Raw genomic sequence first — 19,972 nt, forward strand, 5'->3', positions numbered from 1 at the left:
TGATACCTGTTATTGAATTAAGTTCATCACTCTTCTGATACCATCTGCAGCTAACCGTACAAAAAACATTAAGATAGTTTGCATAAGAGCCTCCACGTACCACTCTGTAACTTCCAGAGGATGGACCGGAAGGATCTGTTACCCCTTTACGGTCACTGGTATACTGACTTGAGTTATAGTAGTCCCAGCAAAACTCCTGCAGGTTTCCGCTCATATCATAAAGTCCCCAGGCATTACATTCCTTTGTCATAACTTCATGAGCTGTGTAATTATCCTCAGAATAATTTTCAGTGCAGTTATCATAGTACCAGGCGTAATCAGCAAGGCAGCTTTCTGTAGAAGTTCCGCTCCAGGTAATTGAAGTTGTCTCTTGTCTCCCGGCTCTTGCTGCGTATTCCCATTCAGCTTCTGTAGGAAGACGAAAGCCGGAAGCAGACCAGTTACATTCAATAGACCAGTCACTTGTGTCAGAAGGCCAGCTGTCTGTATCACTTACATCATCTATGGAATAACAGGGCTTAAGATTTTCCCGCTGGCTTAACTTGTTGCAAAAAACAATTGCGTCATACCAGCTGATTCCATAAACAGGATAAGAGTCTGCTTCCAGTGTAACTGCATCAGGAAGACTTCCCATAACCTGAACATATTCAGCCTGAGTAAGTTCACATTCCCTCATGTAAAGGTCACTGCTTAAAGTAACTTCATGTACAGGGGATTCATTTCCATATCCTGCATCACATCCCATGCTGTAACTTCCGGCAGGAATACGGACATATCCTTCCGGAGCAGCACCTGTGTAAACCCTTACATCCATATCAATATCAGCTGAATGACTGTCCTTATCAGAATCAGAACAGGCTGACAGCATCAGTGACACAAGGCATGCCACTGATAAGAATAAAACACTATTTTTTTTCATGACTACTCAGCAAGTCTTACAGGACGGAAGCCCAGATAAGTTGTGGAAGAATAAATCATGTTTTTTGTTCTGGAACTAACGGCAAAGAACTGAAGGTTGATTCCAGTTTTTGCAGAGTCAGAAGTAACATTACCTCCGTCACGAACTGCATGCCATTTAGAAACAGAAAAGTCATCTGAAGTAATACCGGTTGGGTCTGTAACAGCATCTTCTTCATATGAAGATTCATAAACATCCCAGCACATTTCACGAACATTACCGCTCATGTCATAAAGACCATAAGAGTTAGGTAACTTTGTCTTTACATTATGGTAAGCACCTTCTGCATTAGAGCCGTACCACATGTAATCTCCTGCTGATTCAGAAGAACTTGTACCGCTCCACACATAGGCATCACTTGTATTATCTCCACCACGGGCTGCATATTCCCATTCAGCTTCTGTTGGAAGACGGTATCCGTTTGCAGTCCAGTCGCAGGAAAGAGTCCACTGAGTTTCTGAAGAAGTAGTTGGAACAGTTCCCCAGTCAGAAGGATTCTGTGATGTACTTGCATCAATTGAATAACATGGTGTAAGTCCTTCATTAATACTTCTTGTATTACAGTAAGCAACAGCCTGATACATATTTACAAAAACCATAGGGTCATTTTCATCCCTGTCTGCTTCATCAACTTTTTCAAGGAAGGTATCTGTATATGCACCCATTACTTCATACCAGTCTCCCTGAGTTACTTCATGGTCACAAATGTAATAATCCTTTGTAAGGGTTACTGAATGAACGGACTTATCATTTGTAGCAATGGAAGAACCTGTACTTGTTGTTTCTTCTGCTGAACATCCCATGCTGAATGTTCCTGCCGTTACTTTTACATAGTCTGCAGGAATTACTACTGCATTTGTTTCATCATCATCATCTGCGCAGGAAATTACTGCGGCTGTTAAAAGTGCAAGTGCCACTGTCTTTATAAAAATATTTGCTTTTTTCATTTTTTATTCCTCTATATATTTTCTTTTTCCTTTTTTATTTTTTATTCAGCAACATAAGTGCGTACTACCCTGAAGCCATCCCATTCAAGCCATGAAGCAAAAGGCTGATAAAAATAATCTGCGGTAGCTGCCTGTGAACCACTGTAATCGTTATAAGCACCACCTCTCATAAGGGTTGAACAGTAATCACTGTTTGTCCTTATATCTACAGAATAGCCTTCACCTTCTTCATCACCATTAACAGGATCAGTTACAGCTTCTTCGCTGTCATAGCCCCAGCCTGTCATTAAATCCCAGCAGCGTTCACGAACATTACCGCTCATATCATAAAGACCCCAGGCATTAGCTTTTCTGGTTTTAACTTCCTTACCGGAGGCATCATAAGCACCTTCTGCACTGCAGGCATTTTCTCCCCACCATGCATATTCACTAAGTTCATCAAGGTCACTTGTCCCGCTGTAAGAAAGTACATCTGTAGTATCGTCACCAGCGCGGGCTGCATATTCCCATTCAGCAGAAGTAGGAAGACGATAGCCGTCTGCATCCCAGTTGCACTTAACAGTTCCCCATTCTGAATAAGAAGGCCATTCATCCGGATCTGTTGATGTAACTTCATTTTCTGAATCATCAGTAAAGCTTACTGAGTAACATGGAGTAAAACTTTCGCTGATACTTCTTCTGTTGCAGTATTCAACTTCGTGATACCAGTGAACACAATTCATGGCATAGTCATCACCATATCCACCTTCAGATTCTTCTCCCAGCTCTTCAAGTTTTGAAGTAAGGGAACCCATAATTTCCTTAAACTCTTTCTGAGTAACTTCATGATCACAAACATAAAAGTTTCTTGTAAGGGTTACCTGATGAACAGGGCCACGTGCTGATCCCTTTGTAGAGCCCATATTAAATGAACCGGAAGAAAGAAGTACAAAATCTCCATCCTTTGCAATTACGCCTCCTGAAGATGACTCAGAAGAATCTTCGCTGTCACAGCCTGCTGTAAAAAATGCCAGTGACATAAGCGATGCTGCCATTAAAAGTTTTGAAAACCTTTTCATTTTTTTAATCCTTTCCCATAATATATTTTCTAAAAACTTTTTTATTCAGACTGACTTGTAAATACCTGGACAATGGCAAAAGGCATTTTTCCAGGCTTAAATGAAGACCTTAAAGTAAGAATGCCGTTTTCAAGTTTTCCGCTTACAGTAAGTTCATTCATGGTAATGGTAGTTCCGTCGGCCTTCTGACCTTCTACACTTGTTGATGGAAGATAAAGATAAAGAATGCCGGAATCTTCTGACACTTGTACACCTGTCATTTCAAATGCTTCAATTGTCATTTCTTCTGTGTAAGCAAAACGTGGAAGTGTAATGGCAGCTGTTCCTTCGGTTGTAGAATTTGTATCTTCAATTTCTACAAGAGGAGTAATCTCATTGCCTTCAGAATCAGTACCGCTGCTTCCTTCTCCTTTTGCAAGGTATCCGCCGTTACCATCTTCTACCATGTAAACGAATGTACCTGTATAAGAAGAACTTCCTGTCCACCGGGCAGAAACTGCAGTATCCGGAATTGTAATAGTTACGTCTTCTACTTCTTCATCATATTCAATTTCTGTAGGTTCTGTGTTCTGTTCAATATCATTCTGCTTTGTCATTGGAACACGGGTATTTGTCATTCCGGAAACATTTGTAAGGTCATCACTTGTAAGAAGAATTACAACTTCGCTGAGACTGTTAATACCAAGCTGAACTGTCATAGATGCCTGAGAAGTATCCTGCTGAGCACAGGCTGCGGCGTTTTCTGCACTGAACCAGTACATGGTATAATTTGCAGTGCTGTTCTTTACTGCAAAATAGTAGAACTGATTATTGTTCATTCCATGAACACTCATATTCCAGTCACAGCGGTTGTCGTTGTAAAGAATAAGTGCAGGTGTAAGAGTATTGCCGGAACTTGCATTAATTGTTCCGTAATAGGTGTAACCATAGATTTCTGAAATATCATAATCTGTAAGTTCACCTGCATCATCTTCAGAACATGAAGCCATCAAACACATTACTGACAAAGCTGTCAGCATTTTAATAAAAATATTTTTTTTCATAGGACTCCCTTTATTTTTTTGTGAATAAATCCTAAAACAAAGTGCATACAAAACTTAAGTTTCAGGATTCATTCACATTAATTACCATTTAAATTTTCCACCAAGAGTTAATGTAAAACCGTCATAAAGACCGTAGTAATCTTTCTGGTTATCTCCGTTGGAACCATCCTTAAAATTCAGATTGTTAAGAAGGTTATCTCCCCTTAAATAGAGTTCAAGTTTTTCTTCAAGGAATTTTTTTGACAGACAGACACCTGCCATAAGATAGTCAGGAGTATAGTCATCACCACCAGTAGAAATAAGCTGGCGGCTGTTCCATTCACCATTAAGGGCAACTTTTGTTTCTACAACAGGGAAAAGGTAACTTACAGATGCTGTTACCCTGTGTTCAGAACGAAGGCCCATATCATTCCATTTGTCAGAAGAAGAGTCGTAAGCCTTTGCCTTAGCAAAAACATAGCCTGCCCTGCATTCAAAACGATCAAGAGTTGAACTAAAGGAAAGTTCTGCCCCGTAAGTTATTGCCTTGTCTACATTCTGATATTCACGAATCTGAGGAGAAGAAGTGGCATCAATAACCACACTGTCAATCATGTCGATGAGGTAATTAAAATATCCGCTGATGCCCAGCTTAAAAATATTGTCAAAGTTTTTATCTATACTTGCATTAAAACCATGGGATTTTTCCGGATCAAGATCATCATTACCGTAAAGAATAAAGTTACCGGCCCCTGGAGCATAGTTATGACGGAAGACCCAGTACTTCTGCTTAAGGCTTGGAAGTTTGTAACCCATTCCGTAAGAACATTTAAGGACAAGACTTTCACAAGGATCATAACGAAGGCTGAGTTTTGGAGTTGCCTGAACAATAGTTCCGCTGCCCTGAACAGATGGCGCATAATCCAGACGGGCACCAGGAAGAATCTTAACTTTTCCATCTGCTAAAGAAAGGGTGTCCTGAGCAAAAGCTGCAAAAGCAAGAGCCTTTTTTCTTTCATCAAAAGAATCCCCGTCAATTGTTTCTACATCTGCATTCAGCCCAAAAAGAATTTCATTATAATCTCCGGCAAGCAAGGTAGCCCTTACATCACTTTCCCATTCAATAAAGTCTGTTTCTGTTCCTTTTGTACTTGAATTACTTCCTGCTGCAACTGAATAAACCGTATCAAGGTAATAGTACTTTACAGCAGAAAAATAATTGAATGAAAGATTATTGTCATAAATATACTTACCGGTTATGCCCCCTTCCATACGGGAGCTTGTATATTCCATAGTGGAACCCTTGTCATAACCTGTCTTGGTATAATTACAAATCTGGGAAGAATCTGTATAAAGACCATAGGCACCGATTTTTCCCCAGTCATCAGTCCAGTCTGCAGAGGCCCTTAAAAAATCCAGCTGTTTTTTTGTACTTTCGTAATATTTTATTTTTCCCGCAAGAGCATCGTTTGTATATTTTTCTTTACCGGGAGTGTAATCAATTGAAGCTGTAAGGGAAGAAGAAAATCTTCCGGATGATAAAGAAGCTGTTGCTGCACTATAATCACGCCAGTTTAAAGTTGAAGGAGAAATCCCCCCTTCCTGAGTAAGGGCAAGATTAAATTTAAGCTGGTCAAAATCAGCTTCATTCTTTTTGGTAATGATGTTAATGGCACCACCCATTGCATCACTTCCATAAAGAACAGAACTTGAACCGGAGATTACTTCTATTCTTTCTATATTTTCTACAGGAAGCTGAAAGACAGGAACGTTTCCATCTACATCACCGGAGACAGAAACTCCGTCTATCATAATTTTTACATATTCAGAGCTTAAGCCCTGCATTGAAATTGATTCAGTTGGATTAGCTGCACTTACTGCATTTACTGTAATTCCAGGCACAGACCTTAGGGCATCAGAAACAGTCTTAGCCCCGGACTCAGCAATCTTTTCTGAAGAAATAACATCGACCTGTTCTACGTTATTATCTTCTTCCTGCTGAATCTTTCCGGCGCTTACAACTATTACGCTTTCCTCTTCCTCTCCAAAGGAATTAAAGGCTGGCAAAGATACAAATACAAAAGCACAAATCAGCGGCCTTAAAACTTTCATGAAATTACCCCTTGTTAACATATGTTAGTATAAACTAACTTAAGCGGGGTATTTTCTAGTCCATTTTCAGGAAACTGTAAATATACATTTTGGTTTATTTTATCTTAAATAGAATCTTTCTCAATAAATAACGCGGAATATTGCATCCGATTCAATCGTTTTCAATCCATTTCAAAGCTTTTCAAAGAAAAATTCACTTTTTACCGCTGTACAGATTACCGCTGTACAGATTACCGCTATACAGATTACCGCTATACAGATTACCGCTATACAGATTAACGCTGTACAGAAGCCTTTTTAATCTTTGCCTTTACTTCTTCACCACAAAGGCTTTTTACGATTTCCATGGCAAACTCTTCTGCAGCCCCTGGTCCTCTTCCTGTAATAAGGTTCTTATCGTGAACAAAAGGAGCATCGTCCCTAAAAAGAGCACAGGCTTCTTCTCCTGCAATGCTTTCCATGTCAGGATAACAGGTCCATTTTTTTCCTTTAAGAAGGCTGGTTTTAGAAAGTACCACTGCTGGAGAAGCGCATATTGCACATACAAGCTTACCGGCATCGTGACTTTTTTCTATTATAGATAAGGCTGTCTGACATTCAGAAATATTTTTAGCACCAGGCATTCCTCCCGGAACAATAACTGCGTCAGGGAGTTCTTCTCCAGCATCTACCCAGGAATCAAGGGTCATATCTGCCAGAACCTGAATACCGTGAGCTCCATTTACTGTTCTTGACGAAGTAGCTGTTGCACAAACTGTTACCTCTACTCCGGCCCTTCTTAAATAATCAACAGGGGTAAGGGCTTCTATTTCTTCAAATCCATCTGCTAAAAAAACAAGTGCTTTCATTCATTTCCTCCATCATTATTTTACTCTAAAAAAAAGGGGTCTTCTACTGTAAAAACGGGTATTTTTTTTAACAGCAGGCTCATAATTGATTGAAAATCACCCCTTTAATAAGTAGAATTATTATATATGCGAAAAGTACTTTTAATAGACGGATCACCTCTGTTTACACAGTTCCTTACAGATAAATTTAAATCCGAACAGGTTGCGCTGGAATCTGCAGAAAGTAAAAGAGATGCATACACAAGACTTATTACAATAATACCAGACCTCATTATTATAGAAACAAATGACGTTATCGATACAGAAATTCAGGAGCTGCTTGAAAAAAAGGCTTCTGACCCTAACGCAAGAAAGATTCCTATTATTATTACGGGCCCTGTTATTGAACGTTCAGCGGTTGCCAATCTGGTACAGTTTGGGGTAGTCAAATATTTTACAAAGCCTATTAAATTTGATGTATTTTTCCAGTCAGTAAGCCATATTCTTGGGGCTTCATTTTCTATGGATACAACTCCCTGCGTTCTTGATGTTCACCTTAACCAGAACATTATCTTTGTAGAAATTGCCAGGGGACTTAACAGGGAAAAAATCATTCTCCTTAAATACAGGCTCATGGATATTATAGAAAAGAATCAGCTTAATACACCAAAGCTTGTCCTTATGCTTACAAATCTTGAGCTTACCTTTATGGACATTTCAAACCTGGAGCTTCTTTTTACCAACATATCTGCCGACAGCATGATAGAAAAGAACAACATAAAGATTCTTTCCTTAAGTGACTTTGTAAAGGATATTATAGACGGTCATCCTGAATATTTTGGCTACGAAGTAACTGATAATTTAGGCAGTATTATGGGCAGTCTTGTTGAACAGAGAAGCAGCTCAAAGAATATAAACGAAATTATTAACAACCGCATTCTTGAGACTACAGATGATGCTTCCAATGGTGCAATAGAAATGCGCAATGCAGAAGAAGATCCTGCAGAAATGGAAGAAGAGGGCACTGTAATGAAAGTTGCCGTTGTTGATGACGATGTTGTTGTAAGAAAGATTTTACAGAGCACACTTAATACAATCAGCGCAGAAACCTTCCTCTTTGCATCAGGTGCTGACTTTATAGAAGCAATTAACAACAAACAGCAGTTTGACCTGGTAATACTTGATATTTTTATTCCGGATATTGATGGATTCAGTATTCTCCAGGGATTACAGAGACAGAATTTTGAAACTCCTATTCTTGTTTACTCCCAGGCTACACAAAAAGAAGCTGTCATTCAGGCACTTTCTTTAGGGGCAAAAAGCTATCTTGTAAAGCCTCAGAAGCCTAACGTAATAATCAAAAAAGCTCTTGAGGTAGTAAATGGACAATTTCACAATTGATAAGGGAAGCCGATTTCTTGCCAGTACACTTCACGAAGTAAGAACACCTATCCAGACAATAATCAGTACAACTGAACTTTTACAGGATACTAATCTTGATAATGAACAGACTGAATATGTTCACCAGATTGAATTCAGTGCCAACGCCCTGCTTCAGCTGGCCAATGACGTTCTTGACTTTACAAAGATCCGCTCAGAAAATTTCAAACTTGAAAACATTCCTTTTGACGTAGTTGAACTTACAGAAAGGGTTGTAGACCTTATTGCAATAGAAGCCTTCAACAAAAACCTGGAAGTAATTACGGACATAGACTACAACATTCCACGACAGATAATGGGTGACCCTACCCGCCTTCAGCAGATTATCCTTAACCTTATAAAAAATGCCGTTAAGTTTACTGCCAAAGGCTTTATTATGGTCAGGCTCAGAAAAGAAAAAAAACACCTGCTCTTTGAAATTATTGATACCGGTATTGGTGTAGACATTCAAAAGCAAAAGCTGGTATTTAACGACTTTTATCAGGTAGATGCCAGCACTACAAGAAAGTTTGGAGGTTCAGGTCTTGGTCTTGCAATCTCCAAAAACCTTGTAGAAGTAATGAAAGGCAAAATCGGTATTTATTCAGACGGACAGATGGGGTCAAACTTCTGGTTTACCCTTCCTATGGAAAAGTCAGTATTCGGTTCAGACGAGCCCCTTATTGAAGTTCCACAGGGTACCCGCATTCTTTTAGTAGACAACAGCCAGCTTTCCCTTAAATCCCTTAAAGCTAAACTTAACGCTATGGGCATTCAGGATGTAGCAACTTCTTCCAGCGGTCAGGACGCCCTGATAAAAATGAGCAATGCCATAAAAGAAAAAAAGCCTTTTACCCTTGCCCTTATTACCTTAAAGATGCCGGGCTTAAGCGGGTGGCACCTGGCTGCAGAAATCAACCACAACCCTGAATTAAGCAATACAAAACTTTTCCTTATGGTTCCGGAAGGACAGATGGGTAAAGATGCAAAGATGAAGATGCTTAACTGGTATCACGGTTACATCTACAAGCCTATAAAAAGGGACAGCCTCATTACTCTCTTAAAGCAGGCCTTCTCTCAGGAATCAGATATAAGGCAGGAAGAACTGGACTACGCCGAAGAAAAGAAAAAGAAGGCAGAAGAAGAGATTCTTGTTGCAGAAGGAAAAAAGATTCTCGTTGCAGAAGACCACCCTGTAAACAGAAAAATCATCATTACTTTTCTGGAACGTTTTGGTGCCCAGGTTTACAGTGCAAACAACGGAGAAGAAGCCGTACAGCAGATTAAACAGCATCCGGAAATCGACCTTATTTTTATGGACATCCTTATGCCGGTTAAAAGCGGTATCGATGCCACTGTAGAAATCCGCCAGATGAACTTTAAGGGAATCATCGTAGCCTGTACAGCAAACAATGACCCGGAAGACTTTAAGACCTACCAGACTTTAGGTATCAACGATATCCTCCTTAAGCCTTTTAAGAGGGACGGTATCCGCCAGGTTCTTGAAAAATGGAATACAGTACTTTCATTCCCAGAAGCTAAGGAAGTTATTTCTCTTGCAGACCTTAATATTCAGACTGCAGACCTGTGGGATATGAATGACTTTATGGACACAACCAATAATGACCCTGAACTTGCAATTTCTATTATAGAAGATTATGCAGAACAGACAGATGCCATACTTGAAGCCCTTAAGACAGAAATAGAAAAAGGCAATGACTTTGCCAAGCTTGAACTATATACCCATACCCTTAAAGGCTCCAGCAGTGCAGTAAGTGCCCACAAGCTTACGGAAACAGCAAAAAGAATGAATATTAATGCCAAGCAGAAAAACCTTGTTGAACTTGAAGCCCTTAGAACTGAATTCTGCCTGGACTTTCTTAAATTTAAACAGACAATTAAAAACTGGAAGTCAAACTTATGAATCAGTCCTTTATTTATTCAAACTATCACGTTCACTCAGACTTTTGCGACGGCCACAACAGCTTAAAGGAAATGGCAGAAGCAGCCCTTAAGGAAAACATTAAGTCCCTGGGCTTTTCTTCCCACGCCTTACAGTCCTTTGCTACAGAATGGCACCTTAAACCTGAGCGTTATGATGAATATGCTGAAGAAATAAGAAAGCTAAAGAAGGAATATGCAGACCGCATGGATATTTACCTGGGCTTTGAAGCAGACTACCTTAAGGGATATGTACTTCCGGACATGGCAAATTTCAGCAGGTGGAGTCCTGACTACCTTATAGGAGCAGTACATTTTGTTCCGGCAGAAAGAGGCTGTTTTGAAGCTGATGCAAGCGTAAAGGACTTTCCTGATGACATTCAGAAAGCCGGCTGTAAGGATACAAAAGAAGCTGTAAGCCTTTATTTTGAAACTGAAAGGGAAATGCTTAAAAAGTGCAGCTTTACTATTCTGGCCCATCCTGACCTTATCAGAAAGCAGAATTCAAAAGAAATGCGTTTTGATCAAAAAGAAAGCTGGTACATTGAAGAAGTAAAATCAACCGTAAGAGAAATAAAAAAAGCCGGTGTATGTGTAGAAATCAATACCGGTGGAATAGCAAGGGGCTATCTTGAAGAGCCATACCCTTCACCATACTTTCTTGAACTTTTACATCAGGAAAATATTCCGGTAATGATTAATACAGATGCACACAGAACTGAACATATAGCCTTCTGGTATGACAAAGCCCGTCAGTATGCCCTTAATGCAGGATACAGTGAACTTGCCCTCATAAAAGAAGGCAGGCTCACTTTCCAGAAGATATAATTAAACAAAAGAACTTTAGCGGTTACGCCTTTCTTCCTTAGTCTGGCATTCTACACAGAGAGCTGCATAAGGAAGAGCTTCAAGACGTGCTTCCGGAATAGGCTTGTTGCAAAGGAGACAGTTACCGTATGTTCCTTTAGCAATGCGTTCAAGTGCACGATCAATCATTGCAAGACGGCGCTGGTCTGCTTCTCCAAGGGAATTAAGCAAAGTGCGGTCAATTGTGTCAGAAGCAATATCTGCATCATCACCGGCTTCTTCTGTGCCATTCAACTTGTAAAGCTGTTCATTACGTCCGGCCTGGGACTCAATGATTTCACTGCGCTGAGCAATAAGCTTTTTCTTCTGTTTTTCAATAAATTCTTTTTTCATAAAATCCTCTTGTTGACCTTTTTCAATGTTTTATAGATAATATGCCACATATTGTACGTGCTTTTTATCAAAAAGGCAAACAAATTTTTGGAGGAATCGTGGCTAATAAAGACGAAGCTATTGAAGTCGAAGGTATCGTAAAGGAAGCTCTTCCGAACACAATGTTCCGTGTTGAACTTCAGAACAAGCACATTATCCTTGCACATTTAAGCGGAAAAATGCGTAAGCACTACATTAGAATTGTTCCAGGTGACAATGTAAAAATTGAACTTTCACCATATGACTTGAACCGCGGCAGAATCATCTTCCGCGAAAGATAATATTGTCCTGAACAAAAAAAAGCCGATGCCACAGTTTTATACTGAAAGAGCACCGGCTTATTTTTTTTACAGCTTACTGCTGTCTACTCATCATTCTTTAAAAGATATCCTATGTAACTTACAGAATCCGTTAATCCCTTAATAAAAGTAAAGAGACATATTAACGAAAGAAAGAATATATATCTGCCTATAAAGAAAAAAACTGCTGCAGATGCAAGGGTCTGAAAAATACTGTTTTTTAACAGCCTTTTAACCATTTTTCTGCTGTAGCGCGGCCTTCTGCGGGGTTCTTCGTAATTATCATAGTTATAATAGTTTCTGTAATTACTGTTTCCTGTCTGCCTGCCAAAATTAAAGAAGGCATCAAAAGGATCCGTATACTGAGTATTTGCCTGCTGCTGCCATCCTGAAGCATTCTGATAGCCGGCAAAAGGATTACTGCGGCTTAAATCATATTCCCTGCGTTTCTGGTCATCACTTAAAACGGAATAAGCTTCATTTACCTTCTTAAACATTTCTTCTGCCTGAGCATTACCTGCATTTCTGTCTGGATGATACTTAAAGGCCAGAGTTCTGTAAGCCTTTTTTATTTCTTCTGATGAAGCTTTTTCCGTTACGCCTAAAACTGAGTATAAATCTTCCACTATAACCCCTCATCAAATCTCTACTGCTTTATAATTACCCAGGTAGCACCGTTTCCGCCGTTATTTCTGTCCGGATGTCCGGAAAGTCCCAGCCTTTTGTCCTGTTCAATAAAAAGCTTTACTGCAGGTCCTAAAACCGGGTCACTGCCGTTGGAATGGTTGCCCTTACCATGAATGAACATAATCTTTTTAAGACCCCTTCTTATACTTTCGTTAACAAAGGAGTTCATTCTTTCCCAGGCCTGATCACGAGTAAGCTGATGCAGGTCTACTATTGCTTCAGGCTTTAAGGATTTAAGGTAGTTAATGTCATGTAATCTGGCATTTTCCCTTGCTTCTTCATTAAGCCTGTCTTTATCTACAGTACCGTAACGGTTAAGCCATACTTCCATTGGATTGGCACGGCGCTGATTGTCTGCTTTCATCTGCTGCTCATAGGAATAGCCCTGAGCCATGGCAAGCTTTTCTTCTTTTGTAGGAGCATTAGCCTTTTTATGAGAAACCTGGCTCTGTTTTGCAGGCTTTCTGGCATTACGCTGAACATCATCCCACTGATTTAATATATCCCCAAAATTCATTTTATCCTGAGCCTCTATTTAATGGTGTAAATACTTGAATCTTCTATCCAGCCGTAACTCTGGTTATGACGGACATAAAGCCAGCCTGCAGCCCTCTCTTTAACAAAAACAAGACAACCGGCAGGAAGTTCCACTGCAGTTGAAAGATTTTTTTCCGGAATAGGGCTTAAAGTACCGCCTTTAAATACTCCGTGTTCTTCAGAAAGCCTTACTGAATAAATAATTCCATAAATAAGCACTACAGCGGCAGCTACGGATGCTACTATACCCTGAATCTTAAACTTAAAGATAAAGAATACAATGGCAGCAATCATTATAAGGGCAAAAACAATCCATGCTATTATTCCAAAAATTACGCTGGCTTCACTTTCTACATTATCTAGGCCGCAGTAGTCTTCATAATTACGGCGGTTTCTTAAAGCTTCTGATATCAGAGGAAGGGAGTGTCTCTCTTCTTTTCTTAACTGGCAGATTTTTCTTACGGCAGCATCATCGCACACAAAAACGTGTTCTTCTTCTCTTGAAGGTTCATCAAAAGCATAGGCATAAACTGCATTATATTCTTCCTGGGAAGACGGCAGATCACCTTTTGCTTCAAGGATTTTAAACCTTAAGTTTGGAAGGGTAAGTTCACTTCTGCTGCCATTGTAGGACACTGCAACAATACTTATTTCCGGAAAATCATAGCTGCCTTTTTTAAGGGGCTGCCACTCATAAGTAATAAGGGGCACTTCATCAGGAGTAAATGTTTTTTTATCTGCAGTTTCCGTAATGAATTCAAAACTCTTTACTTCCCGAAAAAGGGAATTTTCCGGAACCTGCCATGAAATATTTTCTATAGAAACTGCATATTTGGAATAAAGGGTAAAGCGGATACGGTCCCCTGCCCTGGCTGCCACAATACCATTTGAACCCGGCTTACGTCCATCTTCAAATTTAACTGAAAGTTCCGGCATAAGCTGACGGGGATTATTTAAAACCTCTACCCTTTGAAAAGGAATGCGGTAATAGATTCCGTTTACAATTACGTCAATGGCGTTAACCTTATAACTGCCCGGCTGGTCAAAGCTAAGCTTCATTATAATACGGGTACCATTGTCATCATCTGAACCTGTCTCCGGAAGAAATATTTCTTTTTTAGAAGAAATAAAACTTACATGAGCAGGAAGAGTATTTACATAAACAGTTACGTTCTCAGGAGTAACATTGGCAATTTCAAGAATATAAGTACAGTCTTCTGAAGTAAAAAAATAATCATCTGCCTTTTTAAAACTAAGGCTTTTTACATATTCATAGGTAGGATACTTTTTTGCAAAAGCACCTTCTGCACATATACCCCAGATAAATATTCCAATCAGTAATCCAAGGATGAACTTTTTGTTTTTTGCTGCTGATTTTTCCATCGCTCTTCTTCATTCTCCCTGATAATTGAATATACGGCATTTTCCAGATTTGAATCTGAATCTGCTTTTACAACCGGCACTATTTCTTTTTCGTCAGGCTTTACCTGCAGTGATTTTTCCTGAACTGAAAGCTCAAGGTTTATTTTTGCATCAGTACTGCTGCTGTCTACAAGAAGTGCCTTTTTAAAGAACTCTGCTGCTTCATCAAACTTACCCTGTCTGTGGGCAATGATTCCTGAATTATAAAGGGCTGCATACCTTACCTGAGAATCAGTGCTTTCCGTTGCTTCATCAAGAATCTGCTTAAAATAAATTGCAGCACTGTCATTTTCATCCTGCATAAGGTAAGTTACAGCAAGATTAAACCTGGCATATTCACAGGCCTGCTTGTCTCCGTTCTGCAATGCCATTTCTGACACTTCAAGAAAATAAGCAGTAGCCTGATTATAATTCTTTCTGTTCCATTCCATCTTTCCTTCAAAAAGAAGACGGCCTTCATCAAATTTTTTTGAACATGAAGTAAGACAAAGAAGAACAAGACCTATTGCTGTTCCCCTGGTAAAATTCTTTATGGCCCTTCTAAAGTCTATCTCTCCTGCAATAAGTGAAAAGAGGAAAAACAATACTGAAAGATTTATAAAGACTGACTTACGGGGAATAAGATGAACTTCATAACTTACACTGCTTCCGTCTGCAGGGTTAAGCATTTTTAAAAGCCTGCCTGCTGAACCGTATTCAGAGGCATCAACATAAATTACAGGAGTTAACCTGGAACCGGTAATACCACCGGAACGGGTCTGCTTTACCTGAGCAATGGTTTCTTCAAGAGCCTTGCTTCTAAGTGCTGTCTTAACCTTGCTTTTTCCGTCTGCCAGTAAAAGTTCAGATTCCCTTTCTGAACCAAAGCCGATTATTGCCACAGGAATACCACACCTTACAGCTTCATTAAGGGCAAGTAAAAGTGAATCCCGGGTTTCTTCTCCATCGGTAAAAAGCCATATACATCCGGCCCTTGCACTCTGTACAGGAAAAGATGACATTGCAGCCCTGATACCACTGGCAAGATCAGTACCCTCTGCACTAATAAGATTAGGATGCATCTGACTGAGCATGCTGTTAATGGCATTATAATCTTCTGTTAAAGGGATGGTAACAATTCCGTCACCCTTGGCAAGAACAACACTTACACTTGTTCCTTCCAGTTTTTCCAGAAGCCCCCTGGCATAATTACACTCTGCATCAAGGCGGGAGATTCCGGAAGGACCATCCCTGGTAGTCATACTGTAGGAAATATCAAACACAAAAGAAACGGTACTGCCGCTTTTCTGAACAGGAACGGTTTTTACTCCCCAGGAAATTCCTGCATAGGCAAGAACAAGCATAATCCAGGCCATACACCTGAAAAAAGTCCTGAAAAAGAAACAGCGGCGGAGTCTTACAATAGTTGCCGAAGCAGAAAATACCTCAGGATTTGTAATAAAGGATTTTACTATTTTTCTATACCTGAAAATTGTAAATAAAACAGCAGGAATTAAAATGATAATTCCATAACAGGCATAGGGACGTTCAATGTCAAAGTTCATAAAACCTCCTGAAGTACAAGTCTTTTAAGGAACCATGCCAGACCAATCAGGAAGAAAGTAAGCATGAGAAAATAATAATAAATGCTTTTGTCTTCGTTTTTAATATTGTATGTCTGTGCTACGTTTTCCCTTTTACTGATGGAAGAAAGAGCCTGGCTTAAAGCCTGAACTGTTTCTACTTCATAGAACTTGCCTTCTGATTCCTGGGCAATATTCATAAGGGAAGAACTGTCGTAGTTGGATTCAAAGAAACCTGAATAAACTTTTCCGGTCTGCGGGTCTGTATATTCAAGAGGAACTTTCCCCTTTGTACCTACACCAAGAATGAATAAAGAAATATCCTTCTGAAGGGCAAGTCTTGCTGCGGTATTAGGATGAACGGTACCGGCATTATTTTCTCCGTCTGTTATAAGGACAATACATTTGCTTTCTGACGATGAGTGTTCCAGGTGATAGATTCCTGCAGAAAGTCCAAGACCTAAAGCTGTTCCGTCTCCAAGTTCACCAACTGCTACAGAAGAAAGCTTGTTAAAAAATATTTTTCTGTCCATTGTTAAAGGAACAACAAGGGCTGCTTCCTTAGCAACTTCTACAAGACCAAAACAGTCTCCTTCGTCAGAAGCAGCTATACTTTTTATGGCAGTCTTTGCTGCTTCAAGACGGTTACTTCCTGCAATATCAATGGAAGCCATGGAAGGACTTACATCAAGTACAAAAAGAATATCTGCACCCCTGGAAGAAAATATTTTTTTCTGATATCGGATTACCGGACTGGCCAGGGCAACAATTACGCTTACGTAAGCTGCAAGAAGACAGAGTTTTGAAATTACAGTAACAATAAGGCGGTACTTTTTCTTCCATTTAAAACTTTCACCATCCCAGTCACTAAGAACAAGGGAAAAGGATATCTTAGAAAGAAACTTTATGTATCTTAAAAAATAGAGAACCGGAATTAAAAAAAGAAGGAGAAAAGCTAAAGGATTTTCAAACTGAATCATTACTGTAGTCACTCCTTACTTCAAATATTTTCATAAGCTTTACTGAATCCCTGATTATTTTTTTAGTCTCACCGGGCAAAAAAGAAGCTTCATGTTCTTCTGCAGGGAAGAGCCTTGAATCAATGGAACCGGAAGCAAAGCGGATATAATCCGTACGTAAAAAAATCTCTGCAACCAGGGAAGAAGCCCTGGCTTTTTTTTCATCAGCAGAAGAAATGCACCTTAATACAGTCTGGGCAATGCTGCTGGAAGTAACAGAGATAAAACTTATCCTGAATCTTTTTGTAAAATAATGACGCATGATTTTCTGCCAGGCGGCTGCAAACTCTGCATCAGTAATTTTTTTATGAAGAAGAATAAAAAAGCGTATTCTTGTAAGAAAAATATTTTTTGCAAAACTTAAGTTTTTGTGAATCAGATGTATTCTTCCGATAATGCGGGGAAGCTTAACAAGGAAAAGGGCTGTAAGCATCATAAGAAGGAAGATTCCCACAACAATAGCCCATACCATGTAATTTGTTCCAGGAAGGGACAAAGGTGCAAAAGGCTGTCTCAGGGAAGTAATATTCAGTTCACTGGAAAGGGAATTTACTTTTACGGAATCAAAAGTAACTACAAAGTCTTCCATTTCCCTTGCTTCCGGATGAAGCTTTAAGTATTCGCTGCCCCTGCATAAATCTACAAGGTCAACTTTTGGAAACCTGATTCGTCCTGTTTTCCATGGAACAAAATGAATGATTACAGAATAGGTGATTCCCTTTCTTGTAAGAATGGCGCTGTTAATCGTACAGTCGTTTTTTACTGAATCAAATTCCGGAAGGGATGTATCAAGTATTACAAGATCAAGATTAGTAACCTGAACTCCAGGCAGGGCAAATAAATCTACCTGTGAATCAAAGGAAAGCTGAAGCTGAACTTCATCACCTACATAAATACTTTTTGGCGTAAGGGTCTGAACCTGAGAATAGGAAGACAAAAGTGTAAAAAGAGAAAATATAAATGCTGCAAATAATTTTTTCACGTTTAAGCCCTCCCCCCGTTAATATTTTTCTCTTGCAGTAAAGAACCTTACAAGAGTGCGGGCAGGATCATCATCCGTACTTACGCACAAAGGATAGCCGCCATGCCTCAAGCATTCTTTCTTCCATATATCTACACGGCGGATATTATCAGACTTCCAGGCCCTTGCAAAATCTCTTGAAGAAGAAGGAAGTACTACAGAATAATCTGTTTCCGGATCAGTAAAAAGAATTGACCCTACAGAAGGAAGTTCATCATCAGTAGGATCAGTTACCCTTATGGCAACTACATCGTTTTTAGTGCATAGCTGGGCAAAAGCATCTGTCCATCCTGCTGCACGAAAATCAGATATTACTATAACAAGAGTTCTCTTGCGCAGAAGTTTAATGGCACCGGCAAGAGCTGTCTCAAGGGAAGACCCCTGAAGCTTTTTTGAATTATTCTTTTCAAACTCAGAAAGAAGAAGCATCAGGTGATCTTTACCGGCTTTAGGAGCACAGGAAAATTCTATTTTTCCGTCAAAGGTAACAGCACCTACAGGACTTGAGTTTTGATAGGAAGCCAGGGCTATAAGGGAAGCACATTCTGTAGCAATATCCAGACGGGACTTTATCCTGGAACCTGTTTCCATAGAAAGAGATTTGTCTACTATAATAAACACATCCAGATCCCTGTCTTCTTCAAAAACCTTAACATAAGGCTTGGCCATTCTTGCTGTAACATTCCAGTCAATGGCACGAATATCATCTCCGGGAAGATAATCCCTTACTCCCCTGAATTCAATTCCCTGTCCATGAAAAAGAGAACGGAATTTTCCCTGACGTATACCGTCAGCAAGAGAAAGGCTGCTGAGATGCAGAAGATATGCTTTTTTTGATAGCTTTTTCTTATCCATATCTTTTTATTTTACGGAAGAGGCATGAATGAAATAATTTTGTCGATAAGTTCGTCAGCAGTAATACCGTCTGCAGATGCTTCATAATTAAGAACAACACGATGACGAAGTACCTGTTTTGCAACAGCCTGAACATCTTCCGGAAGAACAAAACTTCTTCCTGCAAAAAGGGCCATTACCTTTGCACACTTAAGCATGGCAATACCGGCACGAGGAGAAGCACCAAAACTGATATAGCGCTGAAAGTCATTCTGGTTTTTACCGCTTGTTCTGGCAGTAACTCTGGTTGCATTAACAATAGAAATTATATATGCAAGGATTTTATCATCAGCTGTAATTGCTTCTACACAACGACGGCATTTATCCAGGGCTTCTGCAGAGAAAACACGACTTACAGGAATTTTGTCTGCATTACCGTTCATTTTAAGTACGGCAATTTCTTCTTCCGGAGCAGGATATGTTGCATGAACTTTAAGGAGGAAACGGTCAAGTTCTGCTTCTGGCAGACTGTAGGTTCCGTCCTGTTCAATAGGGTTCTGGGTTGCAAGTACAAAGAAAGGTTCAGGAAGACGATAAGTTGATTCACCAATAGTTACCTGACCTTCTGCCATAGCTTCAAGAAGTGCAGACTGAACTTTTGCAGGTGCACGGTTAATTTCATCGGCAAGAATAAGGTTAGAAAAAACAGGTCCCTTATGAATTGAAAAGTTTCCTGTTGCCTGTTCATAAATCATTGTACCAGTAACATCTGCAGGAAGAAGATCTGGTGTAAACTGAATGCGCTTAAAATCAAGACCTGAGATTTCTGCAAAAGTCTTTACTGCAAGTGTTTTTGCAAGTCCAGGAACACCCTCAAGAAGAACATGGCCTCCTGCAACAAGTGCTGTAATAATTCCGTCTGCAACTTCTTTCTGACCAACAACTCTTTTTGCAAGTTCAGTTCTGCAGCGGCTGATGTATTCGGAACACTCTGTAAGCTCTGTTTTTGTAATTTCCATAATCAATTCCTTTTTTTGCTTAGCGTTTTATTACACTTAAAGTAGCATA

19 protein-coding genes are annotated in these 19,972 nt (G+C 39.7%); 4 read left to right on the forward strand and 15 right to left on the reverse strand.

Translation table 11 applies throughout. From position 1 onward, the window contains the following. The 6 genes from K6D58_RS10355 to K6D58_RS10380 all read right to left on the reverse strand — a co-directional run. A partial coding sequence (locus K6D58_RS10355; protein ID WP_296830390.1) for a formylglycine-generating enzyme family protein occupies nt 1-919 on the reverse strand: 919 nt, incomplete at its 3' end. Nucleotides 920-921: 2 nt separating this feature from the next. Next, nucleotides 922-1,905, reverse strand: a complete 984-nt coding sequence (locus K6D58_RS10360) for a formylglycine-generating enzyme family protein (RefSeq protein ID WP_296830392.1) — start codon at nt 1,903-1,905, stop codon at nt 922-924. Nucleotides 1,906-1,946: 41 nt separating this feature from the next. After that, nucleotides 1,947-2,963 (reverse strand): formylglycine-generating enzyme family protein, encoded by a 1,017-nt coding sequence (locus K6D58_RS10365; RefSeq protein WP_296830394.1) that lies wholly within the window; start codon nt 2,961-2,963, stop codon nt 1,947-1,949. 41 nt (nt 2,964-3,004) lie between these two features. Continuing rightward, nucleotides 3,005-4,006 carry a hypothetical protein gene (locus tag K6D58_RS10370; protein WP_296830395.1) on the reverse strand — a complete coding sequence of 334 codons (1,002 nt, stop codon included), beginning with the start codon at nt 4,004-4,006 and terminating at the stop codon, nt 3,005-3,007. Nucleotides 4,007-4,087: 81 nt separating this feature from the next. Further along, on the reverse strand, nt 4,088-6,097 hold the full coding sequence (locus K6D58_RS10375) for a TonB-dependent receptor plug domain-containing protein (RefSeq protein ID WP_296830397.1): 2,010 nt from the start codon (nt 6,095-6,097) through the stop codon (nt 4,088-4,090). Nucleotides 6,098-6,372: 275 nt separating this feature from the next. After that, nucleotides 6,373-6,945, reverse strand: a complete 573-nt coding sequence (locus K6D58_RS10380; RefSeq protein WP_296830398.1) for a DJ-1 family glyoxalase III — start codon at nt 6,943-6,945, stop codon at nt 6,373-6,375. A 126-nt stretch (nt 6,946-7,071) separates the two neighbouring features. Between K6D58_RS10380 and K6D58_RS10385 the strand changes: the two genes are divergently transcribed. Genes K6D58_RS10385 through K6D58_RS10395 form a run of 3 tightly spaced genes read left to right on the forward strand, consistent with a single transcriptional unit; the run spans nt 7,072 to nt 11,112 of the window. Further along, on the forward strand, nt 7,072-8,325 hold the full coding sequence (locus tag K6D58_RS10385; protein ID WP_296830400.1) for a response regulator: 1,254 nt from the start codon (nt 7,072-7,074) through the stop codon (nt 8,323-8,325). Further along, entirely contained in the window at nt 8,306-10,267 is a 1,962-nt protein-coding gene (locus K6D58_RS10390) for a response regulator (RefSeq protein ID WP_296830402.1), read from the forward strand. The genes K6D58_RS10385 and K6D58_RS10390 overlap by 20 nt, the downstream gene beginning before the upstream one ends. Further along, nucleotides 10,264-11,112, forward strand: coding sequence for a histidinol-phosphatase (locus tag K6D58_RS10395; protein ID WP_296830404.1), 849 nt, complete (start codon nt 10,264-10,266; stop codon nt 11,110-11,112). Before K6D58_RS10390 ends, K6D58_RS10395 begins: the two co-directional genes overlap by 4 nt. Nucleotides 11,113-11,127: 15 nt before the next feature. Here the strand turns inward: K6D58_RS10395 and K6D58_RS10400 are convergent, their stop codons facing one another. Next, entirely contained in the window at nt 11,128-11,484 is a 357-nt protein-coding gene (locus tag K6D58_RS10400; protein ID WP_296830406.1) for a TraR/DksA family transcriptional regulator, read from the reverse strand. Between the two features lie 98 nt (nt 11,485-11,582). Between K6D58_RS10400 and infA the strand changes: the two genes are divergently transcribed. After that, nucleotides 11,583-11,804 (forward strand): translation initiation factor IF-1, encoded by a 222-nt coding sequence (gene infA / locus K6D58_RS10405; protein WP_296830408.1) that lies wholly within the window; start codon nt 11,583-11,585, stop codon nt 11,802-11,804. A gap of 83 nt (nt 11,805-11,887) precedes the next feature. Here the strand turns inward: infA and K6D58_RS10410 are convergent, their stop codons facing one another. Genes K6D58_RS10410 through K6D58_RS10445 form a run of 8 tightly spaced genes read right to left on the reverse strand, consistent with a single transcriptional unit; the run spans nt 11,888 to nt 19,923 of the window. Further along, nucleotides 11,888-12,448, reverse strand: coding sequence for a DnaJ domain-containing protein (locus K6D58_RS10410; RefSeq protein WP_296830410.1), 561 nt, complete (start codon nt 12,446-12,448; stop codon nt 11,888-11,890). A gap of 20 nt (nt 12,449-12,468) precedes the next feature. Next, on the reverse strand, nt 12,469-13,026 hold the full coding sequence (locus K6D58_RS10415) for a Smr/MutS family protein (protein ID WP_296830412.1): 558 nt from the start codon (nt 13,024-13,026) through the stop codon (nt 12,469-12,471). Between the two features lie 14 nt (nt 13,027-13,040). After that, nucleotides 13,041-14,429 (reverse strand): hypothetical protein, encoded by a 1,389-nt coding sequence (locus K6D58_RS10420; protein ID WP_296830414.1) that lies wholly within the window; start codon nt 14,427-14,429, stop codon nt 13,041-13,043. Beyond that, on the reverse strand, nt 14,381-16,012 hold the full coding sequence (locus K6D58_RS10425) for a VWA domain-containing protein (protein WP_296830416.1): 1,632 nt from the start codon (nt 16,010-16,012) through the stop codon (nt 14,381-14,383). Before K6D58_RS10425 ends, K6D58_RS10420 begins: the two co-directional genes overlap by 49 nt. Beyond that, nucleotides 16,009-17,010: a VWA domain-containing protein gene (locus K6D58_RS10430; RefSeq protein WP_296830418.1), complete on the reverse strand. Its 1,002-nt coding sequence runs from the start codon at nt 17,008-17,010 to the stop codon at nt 16,009-16,011. The genes K6D58_RS10425 and K6D58_RS10430 overlap by 4 nt, the downstream gene beginning before the upstream one ends. Next, nucleotides 16,997-18,031 carry a hypothetical protein gene (locus tag K6D58_RS10435; protein ID WP_296830420.1) on the reverse strand — a complete coding sequence of 345 codons (1,035 nt, stop codon included), beginning with the start codon at nt 18,029-18,031 and terminating at the stop codon, nt 16,997-16,999. Before K6D58_RS10435 ends, K6D58_RS10430 begins: the two co-directional genes overlap by 14 nt. 18 nt (nt 18,032-18,049) lie before the next feature. Beyond that, the gene (locus tag K6D58_RS10440; RefSeq protein ID WP_296830422.1) at nt 18,050-18,925 is read right to left on the reverse strand and encodes a DUF58 domain-containing protein; all 876 of its coding nucleotides are present in this window, start codon (nt 18,923-18,925) and stop codon (nt 18,050-18,052) included. A gap of 11 nt (nt 18,926-18,936) precedes the next feature. After that, nucleotides 18,937-19,923: an AAA family ATPase gene (locus tag K6D58_RS10445; RefSeq protein ID WP_296830424.1), complete on the reverse strand. Its 987-nt coding sequence runs from the start codon at nt 19,921-19,923 to the stop codon at nt 18,937-18,939. Nucleotides 19,924-19,972: the final 49 nt, after the last annotated feature.

Origin of the sequence: Treponema sp. (assembly GCF_024696245.1) — a bacterium.
Classification (GTDB): Bacteria; Spirochaetota; Spirochaetia; order Treponematales; family Treponemataceae; genus Treponema_D.

Coding starts and splice junctions, on each gene's coding strand:
- K6D58_RS10445 (WP_296830424.1), bottom strand. CDS start 19,923: ATGGAAATTACAAAAACAGAGCTTACAGAGTGTTCCGAATACATCAGC.
- K6D58_RS10370 (WP_296830395.1), bottom strand. CDS start 4,006: ATGAAAAAAAATATTTTTATTAAAATGCTGACAGCTTTGTCAGTAATG.
- K6D58_RS10360 (WP_296830392.1), bottom strand. CDS start 1,905: ATGAAAAAAGCAAATATTTTTATAAAGACAGTGGCACTTGCACTTTTA.
- K6D58_RS10375 (WP_296830397.1), bottom strand. CDS start 6,097: ATGAAAGTTTTAAGGCCGCTGATTTGTGCTTTTGTATTTGTATCTTTG.
- K6D58_RS10380 (WP_296830398.1), bottom strand. CDS start 6,945: ATGAAAGCACTTGTTTTTTTAGCAGATGGATTTGAAGAAATAGAAGCC.
- K6D58_RS10425 (WP_296830416.1), bottom strand. CDS start 16,012: ATGAACTTTGACATTGAACGTCCCTATGCCTGTTATGGAATTATCATT.
- K6D58_RS10365 (WP_296830394.1), bottom strand. CDS start 2,963: ATGAAAAGGTTTTCAAAACTTTTAATGGCAGCATCGCTTATGTCACTG.
- K6D58_RS10430 (WP_296830418.1), bottom strand. CDS start 17,010: ATGATTCAGTTTGAAAATCCTTTAGCTTTTCTCCTTCTTTTTTTAATT.
- K6D58_RS10420 (WP_296830414.1), bottom strand. CDS start 14,429: ATGGAAAAATCAGCAGCAAAAAACAAAAAGTTCATCCTTGGATTACTG.
- K6D58_RS10415 (WP_296830412.1), bottom strand. CDS start 13,026: ATGAATTTTGGGGATATATTAAATCAGTGGGATGATGTTCAGCGTAAT.
- K6D58_RS10390 (WP_296830402.1), top strand. CDS start 8,306: ATGGACAATTTCACAATTGATAAGGGAAGCCGATTTCTTGCCAGTACA.
- K6D58_RS10440 (WP_296830422.1), bottom strand. CDS start 18,925: ATGGATAAGAAAAAGCTATCAAAAAAAGCATATCTTCTGCATCTCAGC.
- K6D58_RS10395 (WP_296830404.1), top strand. CDS start 10,264: ATGAATCAGTCCTTTATTTATTCAAACTATCACGTTCACTCAGACTTT.
- K6D58_RS10400 (WP_296830406.1), bottom strand. CDS start 11,484: ATGAAAAAAGAATTTATTGAAAAACAGAAGAAAAAGCTTATTGCTCAG.
- K6D58_RS10385 (WP_296830400.1), top strand. CDS start 7,072: ATGCGAAAAGTACTTTTAATAGACGGATCACCTCTGTTTACACAGTTC.